Here is a 19057-nt window from a genome sequence, read left to right on the forward strand (position 1 = left end):
CCGGCGTCGGCGCGGAGGCCGGTACCGGCTGCCGGCGCTGAGGTCCTACCGGAGCAGGTCCACGCGCTGGAGAGAGGCCGATGCCGACGCGGGGACGGGGGGCGGGGGGCGGGCGGACGGGGCCGGGCAGAGCGGGCACAAGCGCACGACAGCCGCAGGCGCACTCACGGGAACCCGCGGCGGTGCCGACCCGGTACGGCACCGGTCCACAGCCCGTGCCCACAGAACCTGTCGCGACCGGATCCGCCGCGACCCGGATCCGCCGCGACCGGGCCTACCGCGAGGCAGGCGCGGGCGGCCATCTCCGCGCAGTCGCGGATGAAGGTGGCCTCCACGCAGTCGGAGATGAAGGTGACCTCCGCGCAGCGCGCCAGCTGACCGGCGCCCTATATCCAGTCCTCCGGCTCGGGCTCCGCGTCCATCTCCGGCCAGTGGTCCGCGCCCGGGTCGGCGTCGTCCGCCGGGCCGGGCATGGCCGTGGACGTCACCGCGTCCGCGTCGGTGGCCGTGGCGGTCGCCCCGGGACCTCCGCCCAGCCCTGCCAGCACCGCGACCACGCCCTCCCCGTACGTCACCAGCTTCTTCTCGCCCACCCCGCTGATCCCGCCGAGCTGCTCCACCGACGTCGGCCACACGGTGGCGATCTCCCGGAGCGTGGCGTCGTGGAAGATGACGTACGCGGGAACGCCCTGCTCGCGTGCCTGTTCGGCCCGCCAGGCCCGCAGCGCCTCGAACGCGGGCACCAGCTCCTCGGCCAGTTCGGCCGCCGCGGCCGCGGCCTTGGCCTTGCGCTCGCCCCGCCCGGAGCCGGACGACCCCGACGCCGACCGCGAGGTCACCGCCTTCTTCGGCTCCTTGCGCAGCGGCACCTCCCGCTCCCGCCGCAGCACCTCACCACTCGCCTCGGTCAGCACCAGCGTGCCGTAGTCCCCCTCGACCGCGAGCAGCCCCTGCGCCAGCAACTGCCGTACGACTCCGCGCCATTCGCCCTCGGAGAGTTCCTCGCCGATGCCGAAGACGGACAGCTGGTCGTGGTCGAACTGGATCACCTTGGCCGTGCGCTTGCCCAGCAGGATGTCGACGATCTGCACCGCGCCGAACTTCTGCCCCCGCTCCCGCTGTAGCCGCACCACCGTCGACAGCACCTTCTGGGCCGCGACCGTGCCGTCCACGGTCTCCGGCGGGGTGAGGCAGGTGTCACAGTTGCCGCAGGCCGGCTGGTCCGGGTCCTGGCCGAAGTAGGCGAGGAGCTGGCCGCGCCGGCACTGGGTCGTCTCGCACAGCCCGAGCATCGCGTCCAGGTGGGCGGCGGCCCGGCGGCGGAACGCCTCGTCGCCCTCGCTGGACTGGATCATCTTGCGCTGCTGTATGACGTCGTTGAGGCCGTAGGCCATCCATGCCGTGGACGGCAGTCCGTCACGGCCGGCGCGGCCGGTCTCCTGGTAGTAGCCCTCGACCGACTTGGGCAGGTCGAGGTGGGCGACGAAGCGGACGTCCGGCTTGTCGATGCCCATGCCGAAGGCGATGGTCGCGACCACGACCAGGCCGTCCTCCCGCAGGAAGCGCGACTGGTGGGCCGCGCGGGTGCCCGCGTCCAGGCCCGCGTGGTACGGCACCGCCTCGATGCCGTTGCGGGACAGGAACTCGGCCGTCGCGTCCACGGACTTGCGCGAGAGGCAGTACACGATGCCCGCGTCGCCCGGGTGCTCCTCGCGCAGGAAGCCCAGCAGCTGCTTCTTGGGGTCGGCCTTGGGCACGATCCGGTACTGGATGTTGGGCCGGTCGAAGCTCGCCACGAAATGGCGGGCCGCCGGCATGTTCAGCCGCTGGGTGATCTCCTGGTGCGTCGCGTCCGTGGCCGTCGCCGTCAGCGCGATCCGCGGGACGTCCGGCCAGCGCTCCCCGAGCAGCGACAGGGCCAGGTAGTCGGGGCGGAAGTCGTGGCCCCACTGGGAGACGCAGTGGGCCTCGTCGATCGCGAAGACCGCGATCTTGCCGCGGGAGAGCAGGTCCAGCGTGGACTGCAGGCGCAGCCGCTCCGGAGCGAGGTAGAGCAGGTCCAGCTCGCCGGCCAGGTACTCGGCCTCCACCACCCGGCGCTCGTCGAAGTCCTGCGTGGAGTTCATGAACCCGGCGCGCACGCCGAGCGCCCGCAGCGCGTCCACCTGGTCCTGCATCAGCGCGATGAGCGGGGAGACCACGATGCCCGTGCCCGGTCTGACCAGGGACGGGATCTGATAGCACAGCGACTTGCCGCCGCCGGTCGGCATGAGCACGACGGCGTCTCCGCCGGCCACCACATGCTCGATGACCTCTTCCTGTGCGCCGCGGAAGGCCTCGTATCCGAAGATCCGGTGCAGCGTGGCCAGTGCCTCGCTCGCTTCCGATGTCCTCGGCGTGTCTGCTGCGGTCGTCACAACCGTCCCGCCCATCCCGTACCTCGCTCGTCCCCCGTGCGTCGTCCCTCGACCACTGCCTCCACGATAGGGGTCCGCACCGACAGCCCCGGAGTTATCCACAGGCCGCTCCCCGCAGCTCGCGTCAAGGACGCGACACTCGTTCACACGTTCGCGGGAGACCTGCCCGTTTCCGCCCGATAGTCTGAATGCACCGGCGAGACTCCGTCCCATGGGAGCACTGATGAGCGTCGCACCGAAGGCGTCCACGCCTACCTGGCCGACACCGCCGGAGGGCGGCTGGACCGCCGACGATCTGGACCGGCTTCCGAATCTGCCTCCGCACACGGAACTGATCGACGGGAGCCTGGTCTTCGTGAGTCCGCAGACCCTCTTTCACTCACGCGCTGTGAGCTTCTTCGAATGGCAGCTCCAGTCCCTGGCCCCGAGGGAATTCGAGGTCATCCGCGAGTTCACCATCGACATCGACCGTCAGAACCGGCCCGAGCCGGACGTGGTCGTGGTGCGCGGGGACGTGGTGGAGGACCCGGAACAGACCCGGTACCCGGCCGAGGCCGTCGTCCTGGCCATCGAGGTCATGTCGGTGGACTCCGTGTCCCGGGACCGCGAGACCAAGCCGCTGAAGTACGCCCGGGCCGGCATTCCCCACTACTGGCGCGTGGAGAACGAGAAGGGGCTCGCCGTCGTCCATGCCTTCGAGCTGGAGCCGACCACCGGCGCCTACAGCAGCGTGGGGATCTTCCGCGAGCGGATGAAGGTGGCCGCCCCGTTCCCGGTGGACCTGGACCTCACCGGTATCAAGCCGCGCCGCGGGAGCGGCGAGTAACCCGCCACCGCATCGAACCCCCGCATACCGCCCCGCACGCAGCAGCCCGGCCCCCGTGAACGGGAGCCGGGCTTTCGCGCCTGCCGGCGAGCTGGTCTCAGCGCACGAAGACGCCCGCCTGGTTCGCCAGGTCCAGGAAGTACTGCGGTGCGACGCCGAGCACCAGCGTGACCGCCACGCCGACCCCGATCGCCGTCGTCGTCAGCGGGGACGGCACCGCGACGGTCGGGCCCTCGGGCCGCGGCTCGCTGAAGAACATCAGCACGATCACGCGGATGTAGAAGAACGCCGCGATCGCCGACGAGATGACACCGACCACGACCAGCGGGGCCGCGCCGCCTTCCGCCGCCGCCTTGAACACGGCGAACTTCCCGGCGAAACCGGAGGTGAGCGGGATGCCCGCGAAGGCCAGCAGGAACACCGCGAACACGGCCGCCACCAGCGGCGAACGCCGGCCCAGCCCGGCCCACTTGGACAGGTGCGTCGCCTCGCCGCCCGCGTCCCGGACCAGCGTGACCACCGCGAACGCGCCGATCGTCACGAACGAGTACGCGGCCAGATAGAAGAGGACCGACGAGACGCCGTCCGGTGTGGTCGCGATGACACCCGCGAGGATGAAGCCCGCGTGCGCGATCGACGAGTACGCCAGCAGCCGCTTGATGTCGGTCTGCGTGATCGCGACGATCGCACCGCCCAGCATGGTGACCACCGCGACGCCCCACATCACCGGCCGCCAGTCCCAGCGCAGGCCCGGCAGCACGACGTACAGGATCCTGAGCAGCGCCCCGAAGGCGGCCACCTTCGTCGCCGCCGCCATGAAGCCGGTCACCGGGGTCGGCGCGCCCTGGTAGACGTCGGGCGTCCACATGTGGAACGGCACCGCGCCGACTTTGAAGAGCAGACCCATGATGATCATCGCGGCGCCGATGAGCAGCAGCGCGTCGTTGCCCATGGTGGCCGCGAGCGCCGGGTCGACGGTCGTGACCGTGCCGTCGACGACCTGCGCGATCGTGGCGTACGACATCGAGCCGGAGTAGCCGTAGAGCAGGGCGATGCCGAACAGGGTGAACGCCGAGGCGAACGCGCCGAGCAGGAAGTACTTGACGGCGGCTTCCTGTGACATCAGCCGCTTGCGGCGGGCCAGGGCGCACAGCAGGTAGAGCGGGAGGGAGAAGACCTCCAGCGCGACGAAGAGCGTCAGCAGGTCGTTGGCCGCCGGGAAGATCAGCATGCCGGCGACGGCGAACAGCAGCAGCGGGAACACCTCGGTGGTGGTGAACCCGGCCCTCACCGCGGCCTTCTCGCTGTCGCTGCCCGGCACGGAGGCGGCCTGCGCGGCGAAGGAGTCGACGCGGTTGCCGTGCGCCTCCGGGTCGAGCCGCCGTTCGGCGAAGGTGAACAGGCCGACCAGGGAGGCCAGCAGGATGGTGCCCTGCAGGAACAGGGCCGGTCCGTCGACGGCGATCGCGCCCATCGCCGCGATGCCCGCCTTGGTCGTGGCGTATCCGTCGGCGGCGAGCGCGACGACCGCGGCGAAGCCGGCGGTCAGCGCGACCACGGACACGAACAGCTGGACGTAGTAGCGGGACTTGCGCGGGACGAACGCCTCGACCAGCACCCCGATGATCGCCGCGCCGACGACGATCAAGGTGGGCGACAATTGTCCGTACTCGATCTTCGGCGCGTCGATCTTCGAGATCGGGTCGGCCGCGGTTGTCCACAGGCTGTGGACGGCTGTTGCGCTCACTTGGCCGCCTCCACCTCGGGCTGGGGGTCCTTCTCATGGACGTCGGACATGGTCTGCTTGACCGCCGGATCGATGATGTCGGTGACGGGCTTCGGATAGACGCCCAGGAAGATCAGCAGGACCACCAGCGGGGCGACGACCACCAGTTCCCGCACCCTGAGGTCCGGCATGGTCGCGACCTCGGGTTTCACCGGGCCCGTCATCGTCCTCTGGTAGAGGACGAGGGTGTACAGCGCGGCGAGCACGATGCCGAAGGTGGCGATGACCCCGATCACCGGATAGCGCGCGAACGTCCCGACCAGGACCAGGAACTCACTCACGAAGGGCGCGAGTCCGGGCAAGGACAGGGTCGCCAGGCCGCCGATCAGGAAGGTGCCGGCGAGCACCGGGGCGACCTTCTGCACCCCTCCGTAGTCGGCGATCAGCCGCGAGCCGCGCCGCGAGATCAGGAAGCCGGCCACCAGCATCAGCGCGGCCGTCGAGATCCCGTGGTTGACCATGTAGAGCGTCGCCCCGGACTGGCCCTGGCTGGTCATCGCGAAGATGCCCATGATGATGAAGCCGAAGTGCGAGATCGACGCGTACGCGACCAGCCGCTTGATGTCCCGCTGGCCGACGGCGAGCAGCGCCCCGTAGATGATGCTGATCAGCGCCAGGACGAGGATGACGGGCGTCGCCCACTTCGACGCCTCCGGGAACAGCTGGAGGCAGAAGCGGAGCATCGCGAAGGTGCCCACCTTGTCGACGACCGCGGTGATGAGGACGGCGACCGGGGCGGTGGCCTCCCCCATCGCGTTGGGCAGCCAGGTGTGCAGCGGCCACAGCGGCGCTTTCACCGCGAAGGCGAGGAAGAAGCCGAGGAACAGCCAGCGTTCGGTGTTGGTCGCCATGTCGAGCGAGCCGTTGGCGCGGGCCTCGGCGATCTCCTGGAGCGAGAAGTTCCCGGCGACCACGTAGAGCCCGATCACCGCGGCCAGCATGATCAGTCCGCCGGCCAGGTTGTAGAGCAGGAACTTCACCGCCGCGTACGACCGCTGGGTGGACGCGGCCTCCTCGCCGTGCTGGTGGGCCCGGTCCCCGAAGCCGCCGATGAGGAAGTACATCGGGATCAGCATGGCTTCGAAGAAGATGTAGAAGAGGAAGACGTCGGTGGCCTCGAAGGAGATGATCACCATCGCCTCGACGGCCAGGATCAGCGCGAAGAAGCCCTGAGTGGGCCGCCAGCGCTTGCTGCCCGTCTCCAACGGGTCGGCGTCGTGCCAGCCCGCGAGGATGATGAACGGCATCAGCAGCGCCGTCAGCGCGACGAGCGCCACCCCGATGCCGTCCACGCCGAGCTCGTACCTGACTCCGAAGTCGGCGATCCAGGCGTGCGATTCGGTGAGCTGGTAGCGGTCGCCGTCCGGGTCGAAGCGGACCAGGACGATCGCGGCGAGCACGAGGGTGGCCAGCGAGACGAGCAGCGCGAGCCACTTGGCGGCGGTGCGCCGCGCGGCCGGCACGGCGGCCGTGGCGATGGCCCCGAGGGCCGGGAGCACCGCCGTCGCTGTCAGCAGGGGAAAGGACATCGGTATCAGACCGCCCTCATCAGCAGGGTCGCGGCGACGAGGACCGCCGCACCGCCGAACATCGAGACCGCGTACGACCGCGCGTAGCCGTTCTGCAGCTTGCGCATCCGTCCGGAGAGGCCGCCGACCGAGGCCGCCGTGCCGTTGACGACGCCGTCGACCAGGGTGTGGTCGACGTACACCAGGGAGCGGGTGAGGTGCTCTCCGCCGCGGACGAGGACGACGTGGTTGAAGTCGTCCTGGAGCAGGTCGCGCCGGGCGGCCCGGGTGAGCAGCGACCCGCGCGGGGCGACGACCGGGACCGGCCGGCGCCCGTACTGGACGTAGGCGAGGGCTACACCGACGACGAGCACGACCATCGTGGCGAGGGTGACCGTCAGCGCGCTGACCGGGGCGTGCCCGTGGTCGTGGCCGGTGACGGGCTCCAGCCAGTGCAGGAAGCGGTCGCCGATGCTGAAGAACGCGCCGCCGAAGACCGACCCGACGGCCAGCACGATCATCGGGATCGTCATGGACCTGGGCGACTCGTGCGGGTGCGGTTCGCCCGTCGCGGCGGCGGCATGACCGGACGCGGCCTCGCCGTGGTGCCCGGCGGCGGCCGGCTCCGCGCTCGGCGCCTCGGGAGAGCGGGTCGGCTGGTTGCGCCACCGCTCCTCCCCGAAGAACGTCATCAGCATCACCCGCGTCATGTAGTACGCCGTGATGGCCGCGCCCAGCAGGGCCGCGCCGCCGAGGATCCAGCCCTCGGTGCCGCCCTTGGCGAAGGCCGCTTCGATGATCTTGTCCTTGGAGAAGAAGCCGGACAGACCGGGGAAGCCGATGATGGCGAGGTAGCCGAGGCCGAAGGTGACGAAGGTGACCGGCATGTACTTCCTGAGGCCGCCGTACTTCCGCATGTCGACCTCGTCGTTCATGCCGTGCATGACCGAACCGGCGCCGAGGAACAGTCCGGCCTTGAAGAAGCCGTGCGTCACCAGGTGCATGATCGCGAAGACGTAGCCGATGGGGCCGAGACCCGCGGCGAGGATCATGTAGCCGATCTGCGACATGGTCGAGCCGGCCAGCGCCTTCTTGATGTCGTCCTTCGCGCAACCGACGATCGCACCGAACAGGAGCGTGACGGCACCGACGATGGTGACCACCAGCTGGGCGTCGGGTGCGGCGTTGAAGATGGCCCCGGAGCGGACGATCAGGTACACGCCCGCGGTCACCATCGTGGCGGCGTGGATGAGGGCCGAGACCGGGGTCGGGCCCTCCATCGCGTCCCCGAGCCAGGACTGCAGCGGCACCTGGGCGGACTTGCCGCAGGCGGCGAGCAGCAGCATCAGGGCGATGCCGGTGAGCGTGGCCTCACTGGTGTCGCCGGCGAGTCCCGGCTCCTCGTGGGTGCCGAGCAGCGGGCCGAAGGCGAAGGTGCCGAAGGTGGTGAACATCAGCATGATCGCGATCGACAGGCCCACGTCGCCGACGCGGTTGACCAGGAAGGCCTTCTTCGCCGCGGTGGCCGCGCTGGGCTTGTGCTGCCAGAAGCCGATGAGCAGGTAGGACGCGAGACCGACGCCCTCCCAGCCGACGTACAGCAGGAGGTAGTTGTCGGCGAGGACGAGCAGCAGCATCGCCGCGAGGAACAGGTTCAGGTAGCCGAAGAAGCGGCGGCGCCGCTCGTCGTGCTCCATGTACCCGATCGAGTACAGGTGGATCAGCGAGCCGACGCCGGTGATCAGCAGCACGAACGTCATCGACAGCTGGTCGAGCTGGAAGGCGACGTCCGCCTGGAAACCCTCGACCGGGACCCAGCTGAACAGGTGCTGGGTGAGCGTGCGGTGTGCGGCGTCCTTGCCGAGCAGGTCGGCGAAGAGGATCACGCCGAACACGAAGGACGCGGCGGCCAGGGCCGTGCCGATCCAGTGGCCGATGGCGTCCAGTCTGCGGCCCCCGCACAGCAGGACCGCCGCTCCGAGCAGAGGCGCCGCGATGAGCAGCGCGATCAAATTCTCAGCGTTAGTCACGGTTCAGCGACCCCTTACAGCTTCATCAGGCTGGCGTCGTCGACCGAGGCCGAGTGGCGGGAACGGAACAGCGACACGATGATCGCGAGCCCGACCACGACCTCCGCGGCGGCGACGACCATCGTGAAGAAGGCGATGATCTGGCCGTCCAGATTGCCGTGCATCCGGGAGAAGGCGACGAACGCGAGGTTGCAGGCGTTGAGCATCAGCTCGACGCACATGAACACGACGATCGCGTTGCGCCTGATCAGTACGCCGGTCGCGCCGATGGTGAACAACAGCGCGGCCAGGTAGAGGTAGTTGACGGGGTTCACTTCGACGCCTCCTCGGCCCGCTTGTAGGGAGACGGCTCGATCGGGGTCCGCTCCAGGCGCTCCTCGGCGCGCTGCTCCAAGGCCTTCAGGTCGTTCAGGGCCTCGGAGGACACGTCACGGATCTGCCCGCGCTCGCGCAGCGTCTTGATGACGGTGAGCTCGGAGGCGGTGCCGTCGGGGAGGAGGCCCGCGATGTCCACCGCGTTGTGCCGGGCGTAGACGCCGGGGGCGGGCAGCGGAGGCAGCTGCTTGCCTTCCCGGACGCGCTCCCCGGCCAGCTCGCGCTGGGTCTTGGGGCGCTCGGTGCGCTCGCGGTGGGTGAGCACCATGGCGCCGACGGCGGCCGTGATCAGCAGGGCGCCGGTGATCTCGAAGGCGAAGACGTACTTGGTGAAGATGAGGGCGGCGAGGCCCTCCACATTGCCGTTGGCGTTGGCCTGGGCGAGGCCGTTGAACTCGGTGAGGGAGGCGTTGCCGATGCCCGCGGCCAGCAGGATGCCGAAGCCGAGCCCGCACAGCAGGGCCAGCCAGCGCTGGCCCCTGATGGTCTCCTTCAGGGAGTCCGCCGCGGTGACGCCGACGAGCATCACCACGAACAGGAACAGCATCATGATCGCGCCGGTGTAGACGACGATCTGCACGACGCCCAGGAAGTAGGCGCCGTTGGCGAGGTAGAACACCGCCAGGATGATCATGGTGCCGGCGAGACAGAGCGCGCTGTGCACGGCCCGCCTCATGAAGACGGTGCACAGGGCGCCGATCACCGCGACGGTACCGAGGACCCAGAACTGGAAGGCCTCACCCGTGGAGGTGGAGTAGGCGGCGAGTTGCGCGCTCATCGGCCGATCACCTTCTCCGTCGTCGGCTCGTCCTCGCCGAAGGTCGAGGCGGCCTCCTGCGGGACCTCGCCCTTGGAGACGGCGACCTGGCGCACGGTGCCGGGCGCGGCCTCCGTCACCAGGCCGCGGTAGTAGTCCTGCTCGTCCGTGCCCGGGAAGATGGAGTGCGGGCTGTCGACCATGCCCTCTTCGAGGCCGGCGAGCAGCTGCTCCTTGGTGTAGATGAGGTTGGCGCGGCTGGAGTCGGCCAGCTCGAACTCGTTGGTCATCGTCAGCGCGCGGGTGGGACACGCCTCGATGCACAGGCCGCACAGGATGCAGCGGGCGTAGTTGATCTGGTAGACGCGGCCGTACCGCTCGCCCGGTGAGTAGCGCTCCTCGTCGGTGTTGTCGGCGCCCTCCACATAGATGGCGTCGGCGGGGCAGGCCCAGGCGCACAGTTCGCAGCCGACGCACTTCTCCAGGCCGTCCGGATGGCGGTTGAGCTGGTGCCGTCCATGGAACCGGGGAGCGGTGGTCTTCTTCTGCTCCGGGTACTGCTCGGTCAGCCGCTTCTTGAACATGGCCTTGAAGGTCACGCCGAAGCCGGCCACGGGATTCTGGAAACCGGGTTGGGTCTCCTTCGGCTCCTCAGCCATCGGACGCCTCCTTTCCATCCGAAGATCCGTCACTCGCAGTATCCGGTCCACCACTGACAATCAGCTCCCGCTCCCGGCGCGAGCGGCGTCGCGGCACCGGTGGAAGCTCCTGTCCCGGCAGCGGCGGCACGGGGAATCCGCCCGCCATCGGGTCGAACCCGGCCGGTTCCTCGACGGGCTGCTCGGCCGCCTTCGCCTTCTCGCGGAAGATGTCGACGACGAAGGAGAGCAGCAGCAGGGTGATGACACCGCCGGCGATGTAGAGGGCGATGTCGGTGAATTCGTAGTTCTCGTTCCTGAGGGTCCGCACGGTGGCGACGAGCATCAGCCACACCAGGGAGACCGGGATGAGGACCTTCCAGCCGAGCTTCATCAGCTGGTCGTAGCGGACCCGCGGGAGCGTGCCGCGCAGCCAGATGAAGAAGAACAGCAGCAGCTGCACCTTGATGACGAACCAGAGCATCGGCCACCAGCCGTGGTTCGCGCCCTCCCAGAAGGTGCTGACCGGCCAGGGGGCCCGCCAGCCGCCCAGGAAGAGCGTCACGGACACGGCAGAGACCGTCACCATGTTCACGTACTCGGCGAGCATGAACATCGCGAACTTGATCGACGAGTACTCGGTGTTGAAGCCGCCGACCAGGTCGCCCTCGGACTCCGGCATGTCGAAGGGGGCGCGGTTGGTCTCGCCGACCATCGTCACGATGTAGATCAGGAAGGAGACCGGCAGCAGGAGGATGTACCAGCGGTCCTGCTGCTGTTCGACGATCGTCGAGGTCGACATCGACCCCGAGTAGAGGAACACCGAGGCGAACGCGGCGCCCATGGCGATCTCGTACGAGATCATCTGCGCGCAGGACCGCAGGCCGCCCAGCAGGGGATACGTGGATCCGGAGCTCCAGCCCGCGAGGACGATGCCGTAGATGCCGACCGAGGCGACCGCGAGGATGTAGAGCATCGCGATCGGCAGGTCGGTGAGCTGCATCGCGGTGCGGTGCCCGAAGATCGAGATCTCGTTGCCGGCCGGGCCGAAGGGGATCACCGCGATCGCCATGAAGGCCGGGATGGCCGCGACGATCGGCGCGAGGACGTAAACCACCTTGTCCGCGCGCTTGACGATGACGTCTTCCTTGAGCATCAGCTTCATGCCGTCGGCGAGCGACTGGAGCATGCCCCAGGGGCCGTGCCGGTTGGGGCCGATGCGCAGCTGCATCCAGGCGACGACCTTGCGCTCCCACACGATGGAGAACAGCACGGTCAGCATCAGGAAGGCGAAGCAGAACACCGCCTTGACGACGACCAGCCACCAGGGGTCGGTGCCGAACATCGAGAGGTCTTCAGCGGCGAGGTACGGGCTCATGCCTCCACCTCCTTGGGGACTTCGGCGGCGAACGTCGCCGGTCCGATGCGGACGAGTGAGCCGGGCCGCGCCCCGGTGTCGGAAGCGACGCCCCCGGCGACGGAGTTCAGCGGGAGCCAGACCACCCGGTCGGGCATCTCAGTGATCCGCAGCGGGAACGCGACGGCTCCGGCGGGGCCGGTCACGGCGAGCACGTCACCGTCCTTCACGCCGGCTTCGGCGGCGGTCGCGGGCGACACGCGCGCGTGGGCCGCGTGCCGCGTCCCGGCGAGCGCCTCGTCGCCCTGCTGGAGCACGCCCTGGTCGAGCAGCAGCCGGTGCCCGGCGAGGACCGCCTCGCCGGCGGCGGGCCGCGGCAACGAGGCGGCGGTCTCCCGGGGTTCGGTGGCCCGCGGTCCGCCCCAGGCGCCCAGCTGGTCCAGCTCCGCCCGCGCGGTCCGCAGGTCCGGCAGACCCAGGTGGACGTCCATGGCGTCGGCCAGCATCTGCAGCACGCGCGCGTCGGTGGGGGCCAGGCGCCGGGTCATGTGGTCCGGCTTGAGCGCGGTCTCGAAGGAGCGCACCCGGCCCTCCCAGTTGAGGAAGGTGCCGGCCTTCTCGGCGACCGCGGCGACCGGAAGGACGACGTCCGCCAGTTCGGTGACCTCGCTGGGCCGCAGTTCCAGCGACACCAGGAAGCCGACCTCGGCGAGGGCCGCACGCGCGCGTGCCGGATCGGGCAGGTCGGCGACCTCGACGCCGGCGACCACCAGCGCCTGGAGTTCACCGCCGGCGGCGGCCTCGACGATCTGGCCGGTGTCGCGCCCGTGGCGGTGCGGGAGTTCGGCCAGGCCCCAGAGGGCGGCGACCTCGTCCCGCGCGCGCGGGTCCGTGGCCGGGCGTCCGCCCGGCAGCAGCGTGGGCAGCGCGCCCGCTTCCAGGGCACCGCGCTCGCCGGCCCGGCGCGGGATCCACACCAGCTGGGCGCCGGTCGCGGTCGCGGCCCTCAGGGCAGCTGTCAGTCCGCCCGCCACAGCCGCCAGCCGCTCGCCCACGACGATCACCGCGCCCTCGGCCCGCAGTGCCTGGGACGCCGTCGCCCCGTCGTCCTCAAGGCCGGCCCCGCTCGCGAGCGCGTCCAGCCACTCGGTCTCGGTGCCGGGAGCGGCCGGCAGCAGCGTGCCGCCCGCCTTCTCCAGACCGCGTGTGGCGTGCGTGGCGAGGGAGAACACCTTCTGTCCGTGCTTGCGCCAGGCCTTGCGCAGCCGCAGGAAGACGCCGGGCGCCTCCTCCTCGCTCTCGAACCCGACCAGCAGGACCGCGGACGCCTTCTCCAGGGCGGTGTACGTGACACCCGTACCGTCGAGGTCACGGCCCCGTCCGGCGACCTGGGCGGCGAGGAAGTCGGCCTCCTCACTGCTGTGCACGCGCGCGCGGAAGTCGATGTCGTTGGTGGCGAGCGCCACCCGCGCGAACTTGCTGTACGCGTAGGCGTCCTCGACGGTGAGACGGCCGCCGGTCAGCACGCCGGTCCGGCCGCGCGAGGCGAGCAGCCCCTGGGCGGCGATCTGCAGCGCCTCCGGCCAGGACGCCGGTACCAGCTCGCCCTCGGCGTTGCGCACCAGCGGCGTCTGGAGCCGGTCCCGCTGCTGCGCGTACCGGAACGCGAACCGCCCCTTGTCGCAGATCCACTCCTCGTTGACCTCGGGGTCGTTGGCGGCGAGCCGCCGCATGACCTTGCCGCGCCGGTGGTCGGTGCGGGTCGCGCAGCCGCCGGAGCAGTGCTCGCAGACGGAGGGCGAGGAGATCAGGTCGAAGGGACGGGAGCGGAATCGGTACGCCGCCGAGGTCAGCGCGCCGACCGGGCAGATCTGGATGGTGTTGCCGGAGAAGTACGACTCGAAGGGGTCGCCCTCGCCGGTGCCGACCTGCTGGAGCGCGCCCCGCTCCAGCAGCTCGATCATGGGGTCGCCCGCGACCTGGTTGGAGAAGCGGGTGCAGCGGGCGCACAGCACGCACCGCTCACGGTCGAGCAGCACCTGCGTGGAGATGGGGACGGGCTTCTCGAAGGTCCGCTTCTTGCCGGTGAAGCGGGATTCGGCGTTGCCGTGCGACATCGCCTGGTTCTGCAGCGGGCACTCGCCGCCCTTGTCGCAGACCGGGCAGTCCAGCGGGTGGTTGATGAGCAGCAGCTCCATCACACCGTGCTGGGCCTTCTCGGCGACCGGCGAGCTGAGGTGGGTCTTCACCACCATCCCGTCGGTGCAGGTGATGGTGCAGGACGCCATGGGCTTGCGCTGGCCCTCGACCTCGACGATGCACTGGCGGCAGGCGCCGGCCGGGTCGAGGAGGGGGTGGTCGCAGAACCGGGGGATCTCGATGCCGAGCTGCTCGGCGGCCCGGATGACCAGGGTGCCCTTGGGCACGCTGATCTCGGCGCCGTCGATCGTCAGCGAGACGAGGTCCTCCGGCGGGACCGCCGCCTCTCCCCCGCCCGAGGGAGCGTTGGTGGTCACAGTCATGCGTTCACCTCCGTGCGGTCGGCCCAGGCCGTCGACTTGGCCGGGTCGAAGGGGCAGCCGCGGCCCGTGATGTGCTGCTCGTACTCCTCGCGGAAGTACTTGAGCGAGGAGAAGATCGGCGAGGCGGCGCCGTCGCCGAGGGCGCAGAAGGACTTGCCGTTGATGTTGTCGGCGATGTCGTTCAGCTTGTCGAGGTCGGACATGGCGCCCTTCCCGGCCTCGATGTCACGCAGCAACTGCACGAGCCAGTACGTGCCTTCGCGGCAGGGGGTGCACTTGCCGCAGGACTCGTGCGCGTAGAACTCGGTCCAGCGGGTGACGGCACGCACGACGCAGGTCGTCTCGTCGAAGCACTGCAACGCTTTCGTGCCGAGCATGGAACCCGCGGCACCCACTCCTTCGTAGTCAAGAGGGACGTCGAGGTGTTCGTCGGTGAACATCGGGGTCGAGGAGCCGCCGGGCGTCCAGAACTTGAGGCGGTGCCCGGCCCGGATGCCGCCGCTCATGTCGAGGAGCTGGCGGAGCGTGATGCCGAGCGGGGCCTCGTACTGACCGGGACTGGTGACATGGCCGCTGAGCGAGTAGAGCGTGAAGCCCGGCGACTTCTCGCTGCCCATCGACCTGAACCAGTCCTTGCCCTTGTTCAGGATCGCGGGAACCGACGCGATCGACTCGACGTTGTTCACCACAGTCGGGCACGCGTAGAGGCCCGCGACAGCAGGGAAAGGGGGGCGGAGCCGCGGTTGACCCCGGCGGCCTTCGAGCGAGTCCAGGAGCGCGGTCTCCTCACCGCAGATGTACGCGCCCGCGCCGGCGTGCACGGTGAGTTCCAGGTCGAGGCCGCTGCCCAGGATGTTCTCGCCGAGGTAGCCCGCCGCGTAGGCCTCAGCGACGGCTGAGTGCAACCGCCGCAGCACAGGGACGACTTCACCCCGCAGGTAGATGAAGGCATGCGACGACCTGATGGCATAACACGCGATGACGATGCCCTCGATGAGGCTGTGCGGGTTCGCGAAGAGGAGCGGGATGTCCTTGCAGGTCCCCGGCTCCGACTCGTCGGCGTTGACAACTAGATAGTGCGGCTTTCCATCCCCCTGGGGAATGAACTGCCATTTCATTCCCGTGGGGAAGCCGGCGCCGCCGCGGCCGCGCAGACCGGATTCCTTGACGTACGCGATCAGGTCGTCCGGCGACATGGCGAGCGCCTTGCGGAGTCCCTCGTATCCGTCGTGCCTTCGGTAGACGTCCAGCGTCCAGGACTTCTCCTCGTCCCAGAAGGCCGACAGCACCGGTGCGAGCAGCTTCTCGGGGCTGGTGTCTTTGATCTCGGCTGCCAAGGTCATCACTCCCCCTCCTCGGCGGTGGGCCCGGCCGGGTGGGCCGGGTCGGAGGCCGACGTGTCCTGCGGCGCGTCGTGCGAGCTCAGGTGTTCCGTCGGTGACGGGCGGTGCACTGTCTTGTCCTGCGGCTCGTCGTGCGGTCCGCCGTCGCGTGGATGGACCACGCGCGCGGGTGCGGTCTCTCCCCTGGCCAGGCGGAGGCCCACCAGCGAGGCGGGTCCCGCGCTGCCGCCCGCCTCGACGGCCCCGGGCCGCTCGTCGGGGAAGCCGGCCAGGATCCGCGCGGTCTCCTTGAAGGTGCACAGCGGCGCCCCGCGCGTGGGGTCGACCGGGCGGCCGGCGCGCAGGTCGTCGACGAGGCGCTTGGCGGTGGCCGGGGTCTGGTTGTCGAAGAACTCCCAGTTGACCATCAGCACCGGCGCGAAGTCGCAGGCCGCGTTGCACTCGATGTGCTCCAGGGTGACCTTGCCGTCGTCGGTGGTCTCGCCGTTGCCGACGCCCAGGTGTTCCTGGAGCTCCTCGAAGATCGCGTCACCGCCCATCACCGCGCAGAGGGTGTTGGTGCAGACGCCCACCTGGTAGTCACCCGACGGCTTGCGCCGGTACATGGTGTAGAAGGTGGCGACCGCGGTCACCTCGGCCGTGGTCAGGTCCAGCACGTCCGCGCAGAACCGCATCCCGGTGCGCGTGACGTGGCCCTCCTCCGACTGCACGAGATGCAGCAACGGCAGCAGGGCCGAGCGGGAGTCCGGGTAGCGGGCGATGATCTCGCGCGCGTCCGTCTCCAGCCGGGCGCGGACGTCGTCCGGGTACGTGGGCGCGGGCAGTTCGGGCATGCCCAGGCTGACGCCCCGCTCCGAAGAAGAGGTGGTCACCGGTCGACGCCTCCCATCACGGGGTCGATGGACGCGACGGCGACGATGACGTCGGCGACCTGGCCGCCCTCGCACATCGCCGCCATGGCCTGAAGGTTGGTGAAGGACGGGTCGCGGAAGTGGACCCGGTAGGGGCGGGTGCCGCCGTCGGACACGGCGTGCACCCCGAGCTCGCCCTTGGGCGACTCGACGGCCGCGTACGTCTGTCCCGGCGGGACGCGGAAGCCCTCGGTGACCAGCTTGAAGTGGTGGATCAGCGCCTCCATGGAGGTGCCCATGATCTTCTTGATGTGGTCGAGGGAGTTGCCCAGGCCGTCCGGCCCCAGCGCGAGCTGCGCGGGCCAGGCGATCTTCTTGTCGCCGACCATGACCGGGCCGGGCTGGAGCCGGTCCAGGCACTGCTCGACGATCCGCAGGGACTGGCGCATCTCTTCCAGGCGGATCAGGAACCGGCCGTAGGCGTCGCAGGTGTCGGTGGTCGGGACGTCGAAGTCGTACGTCTCGTAGCCGCAGTAGGGCTGCGACTTGCGCAGGTCGTGCGGCAGGCCGGTGGAGCGCAGGATCGGCCCGGTGGCGCCGAGGGCCATGCAGCCGGCCAGGTCGAGGTGGCCGATGCCCTGCATGCGGGCCTTGAAGATGGGGTTCCCGGTGGCGAGCTTGTCGTACTCCGGGAGGTTCTTGTTCATCTTCTTCACGAACTCGCGGATGTGGTCCACCGCGCCGGGCGGCAGGTCCTGGGCGAGTCCGCCGGGGCGGATGTACGCGTGGTTCATCCTGAGGCCCGTGATGAGCTCGTAGATGTCGAGAATCATTTCACGATCACGGAATCCGTAGATCATGATCGTGGTGGCGCCGAGTTCCATGCCGCCGGTGGCGATGCACACCAGGTGCGAGGACAGCCGGTTCAGCTCCATCAGGAGCACGCGGATGATCGTGGCCCGGTCGGGGATCTGGTCCTCGATGCCGAGGAGTTTCTCGACGGCGAGGCAGTAGCCGGTCTCGTTGAAGAAGGACGTCAGGTAGTCCATGCGCGTCACGAACGTGGTGCCCTGCGTCCACGTGCGGTATTCGAGGTTCTTCTCGATACCGGTGTGGAGGTAGCCGATGCCGCAGCGGGCCTCGGTGACGGTCTCGCCCTCGATCTCCAGGATCAGCCGGAGCACCCCGTGGGTGGAGGGGTGCTGGGGCCCCATGTTGACGACGATGCGCTCGTCGTCGGCGCGGGCCGCGGACTGGACGACCTCGTCCCAGTCGCCGCCGGTGACCGTGTAGACGGTGCCCTCGGTGGTCTCCCGAGGGGAGGCGTGCGAAGTGCTCACGAGTACGACCTCCGCTGGTCCGGAGCCGGGATCTGGGCGCCCTTGTACTCGACGGGGATGCCGCCGAGGGGATAGTCCTTGCGCTGCGGGTGGCCCGGCCAGTCGTCCGGCATCATGATCCGGGTCAGGGCCGGGTGACCGTCGAAGACGATGCCGAAGAAGTCGTAGGTCTCGCGCTCGTGCCAGTCGTTGGTCGGATAGACCGAGACCAGGGACGGGATGTGCCGGTCGGTGTCCGGGGCGCTGACTTCGAGGCGGATCAGCCGGTTGTGGGTGAGCGAGCGCAGGTGGTAGACGGCGTGCAGCTCGCGGCCCTTGTCCTGCGGGTAGTGCACGCCGCTGACGCCGGTGCAGAGCTCGAAGCGCAGGGCCGGGTCGTCGCGCAGGGTGCGGGCGACGCGGAGCAGGTGCTCGCGCTCGATGTGGAAGGTGAGCTCGTCGCGGTCGACGACGGTCCGCTCGATCGCGTTCTCGGGCAGGAGTCCCTGCTCCTCCAGCGCGCCTTCCAGTTCGTCGGCGACCTCGTCGAACCAGCCGCCGTAGGGACGGCTCGCCGGTCCCGGGAGCCTGACCGAGCGGACCAGGCCGCCGTAGCCGGAGGTGTCGCCCCCGTGGTCGGTGCCGAACATGCCGCGCTGGACGCGGATCTCCTCGCCGCCCTGGCCGCGCTGGCCGGGGAGGTTGGAGGCAGAGAGGTCCTTCTCGGGGTTGGTCCCCTCCGACGCCCCGTTGGTGCCGTTCGCGTCGCTCACCTCAGCAGCCCCTTCATCTCGATCGTCGGCAGGGCCTTGAGCGCCGCTTCCTCCGCCTCACGGGCGGCCTCCTCGGCGTTCACGCCGAGCTTGGAGCTCTGGATCTTCTGGTGGAGCTTGAGGATGGCGTCCATCAGCATCTCCGGCCGTGGCGGGCAGCCGGGGAGGTAGATGTCGACCGGGACGATGTGGTCGACGCCCTGGACGATGGCGTAGTTGTTGAACATGCCGCCCGAGGAGGCGCAGACCCCCATGGAGATCACCCACTTCGGGTTCGGCATCTGGTCGTAGACCTGCCGGAGCACCGGCGCCATCTTCTGGCTGACCCGGCCGGCGACGATCATCAGGTCGGCCTGGCGCGGGGATCCGCGGAAGACCTCCATGCCGAAGCGGGCCAGGTCGTAGCGGCCGGCGCCGGTGGTCATCATCTCGATGGCGCAGCAGGCGAGGCCGAAGGTGGCGGGGAAGACGGACGACTTGCGCACCCAGCCCGCGGCCTGCTCGACGGTGGTCAGCAGGAATCCGCTCGGCAGCTTTTCTTCGAGTCCCATGACT

At 69.7% G+C, this 19057-nt stretch carries 15 protein-coding genes; 1 reads left to right on the top strand and 14 read right to left on the bottom strand.

All coding sequences use genetic code 11. The annotated features are described in order from the left end of the window. Positions 1-386: 386 nt before the first annotated feature. Complete coding sequence (gene recQ, locus ACWD0J_RS10615; protein ID WP_451495398.1) at positions 387-2432, bottom strand: DNA helicase RecQ; 2046 nt, start codon at positions 2430-2432, stop codon at positions 387-389. A 208-nt stretch (positions 2433-2640) separates the two neighbouring features. Between recQ and ACWD0J_RS10620 the strand changes: the two genes are divergently transcribed. Then, positions 2641-3243: a Uma2 family endonuclease gene (locus ACWD0J_RS10620; RefSeq protein ID WP_451495399.1), complete on the top strand. Its 603-nt coding sequence runs from the start codon at positions 2641-2643 to the stop codon at positions 3241-3243. A gap of 97 nt (positions 3244-3340) precedes the next feature. Here the strand turns inward: ACWD0J_RS10620 and nuoN are convergent, their stop codons facing one another. Genes nuoN through ACWD0J_RS10685 form a run of 13 tightly spaced genes read right to left on the bottom strand, consistent with a single transcriptional unit; the run spans position 3341 to position 19053 of the window. Beyond that, complete coding sequence (gene nuoN, locus ACWD0J_RS10625; RefSeq protein WP_286063972.1) at positions 3341-4990, bottom strand: NADH-quinone oxidoreductase subunit NuoN; 1650 nt, start codon at positions 4988-4990, stop codon at positions 3341-3343. Next, complete coding sequence (locus ACWD0J_RS10630) at positions 4987-6558, bottom strand: NADH-quinone oxidoreductase subunit M (RefSeq protein ID WP_451495400.1); 1572 nt, start codon at positions 6556-6558, stop codon at positions 4987-4989. Before ACWD0J_RS10630 ends, nuoN begins: the two co-directional genes overlap by 4 nt. Positions 6559-6563: 5 nt before the next feature. Then, positions 6564-8567: an NADH-quinone oxidoreductase subunit L gene (nuoL, locus tag ACWD0J_RS10635; protein WP_451495401.1), complete on the bottom strand. Its 2004-nt coding sequence runs from the start codon at positions 8565-8567 to the stop codon at positions 6564-6566. Between the two features lie 14 nt (positions 8568-8581). Continuing rightward, entirely contained in the window at positions 8582-8881 is a 300-nt protein-coding gene (gene nuoK / locus ACWD0J_RS10640; protein ID WP_004927567.1) for an NADH-quinone oxidoreductase subunit NuoK, read from the bottom strand. Next, positions 8878-9720, bottom strand: coding sequence for an NADH-quinone oxidoreductase subunit J (locus tag ACWD0J_RS10645; protein ID WP_451495402.1), 843 nt, complete (start codon positions 9718-9720; stop codon positions 8878-8880). Before ACWD0J_RS10645 ends, nuoK begins: the two co-directional genes overlap by 4 nt. Then, positions 9717-10358, bottom strand: coding sequence for an NADH-quinone oxidoreductase subunit NuoI (gene nuoI / locus ACWD0J_RS10650; protein WP_286063968.1), 642 nt, complete (start codon positions 10356-10358; stop codon positions 9717-9719). The genes ACWD0J_RS10645 and nuoI overlap by 4 nt, the downstream gene beginning before the upstream one ends. After that, positions 10351-11715, bottom strand: coding sequence for an NADH-quinone oxidoreductase subunit NuoH (gene nuoH, locus ACWD0J_RS10655; protein WP_451495403.1), 1365 nt, complete (start codon positions 11713-11715; stop codon positions 10351-10353). Before nuoH ends, nuoI begins: the two co-directional genes overlap by 8 nt. Continuing rightward, positions 11712-14216 carry an NADH-quinone oxidoreductase subunit G gene (locus tag ACWD0J_RS10660; RefSeq protein ID WP_451495404.1) on the bottom strand — a complete coding sequence of 835 codons (2505 nt, stop codon included), beginning with the start codon at positions 14214-14216 and terminating at the stop codon, positions 11712-11714. Before ACWD0J_RS10660 ends, nuoH begins: the two co-directional genes overlap by 4 nt. Further along, entirely contained in the window at positions 14213-15562 is a 1350-nt protein-coding gene (gene nuoF / locus ACWD0J_RS10665) for an NADH-quinone oxidoreductase subunit NuoF (RefSeq protein ID WP_451495405.1), read from the bottom strand. The genes ACWD0J_RS10660 and nuoF overlap by 4 nt, the downstream gene beginning before the upstream one ends. Beyond that, entirely contained in the window at positions 15559-16431 is an 873-nt protein-coding gene (nuoE, locus tag ACWD0J_RS10670; protein ID WP_451495406.1) for an NADH-quinone oxidoreductase subunit NuoE, read from the bottom strand. The genes nuoF and nuoE overlap by 4 nt, the downstream gene beginning before the upstream one ends. Continuing rightward, on the bottom strand, positions 16428-17750 hold the full coding sequence (locus ACWD0J_RS10675) for an NADH-quinone oxidoreductase subunit D (protein WP_451495407.1): 1323 nt from the start codon (positions 17748-17750) through the stop codon (positions 16428-16430). Before ACWD0J_RS10675 ends, nuoE begins: the two co-directional genes overlap by 4 nt. Continuing rightward, entirely contained in the window at positions 17747-18502 is a 756-nt protein-coding gene (locus ACWD0J_RS10680) for an NADH-quinone oxidoreductase subunit C (protein ID WP_451495408.1), read from the bottom strand. Before ACWD0J_RS10680 ends, ACWD0J_RS10675 begins: the two co-directional genes overlap by 4 nt. Beyond that, positions 18499-19053 (bottom strand): NuoB/complex I 20 kDa subunit family protein, encoded by a 555-nt coding sequence (locus tag ACWD0J_RS10685; protein ID WP_018528252.1) that lies wholly within the window; start codon positions 19051-19053, stop codon positions 18499-18501. Before ACWD0J_RS10685 ends, ACWD0J_RS10680 begins: the two co-directional genes overlap by 4 nt. Positions 19054-19057: the final 4 nt, after the last annotated feature.

Source organism: Streptomyces sp. NPDC003011 (assembly GCF_053591515.1).

Bases quoted from the DNA above. Each gene is read 5' to 3' on its own strand.
- recQ (WP_451495398.1), bottom strand. From the start codon at position 2,432: ATGGGCGGGACGGTTGTGACGACCGCAGCAGACACGCCGAGGACATCG.
- ACWD0J_RS10620 (WP_451495399.1), top strand. From the start codon at position 2,641: ATGAGCGTCGCACCGAAGGCGTCCACGCCTACCTGGCCGACACCGCCG.
- ACWD0J_RS10630 (WP_451495400.1), bottom strand. From the start codon at position 6,558: ATGTCCTTTCCCCTGCTGACAGCGACGGCGGTGCTCCCGGCCCTCGGG.
- ACWD0J_RS10645 (WP_451495402.1), bottom strand. From the start codon at position 9,720: ATGAGCGCGCAACTCGCCGCCTACTCCACCTCCACGGGTGAGGCCTTC.
- nuoI (WP_286063968.1), bottom strand. From the start codon at position 10,358: ATGGCTGAGGAGCCGAAGGAGACCCAACCCGGTTTCCAGAATCCCGTG.
- nuoH (WP_451495403.1), bottom strand. From the start codon at position 11,715: ATGAGCCCGTACCTCGCCGCTGAAGACCTCTCGATGTTCGGCACCGAC.
- ACWD0J_RS10660 (WP_451495404.1), bottom strand. From the start codon at position 14,216: ATGACTGTGACCACCAACGCTCCCTCGGGCGGGGGAGAGGCGGCGGTC.
- ACWD0J_RS10685 (WP_018528252.1), bottom strand. From the start codon at position 19,053: ATGGGACTCGAAGAAAAGCTGCCGAGCGGATTCCTGCTGACCACCGTC.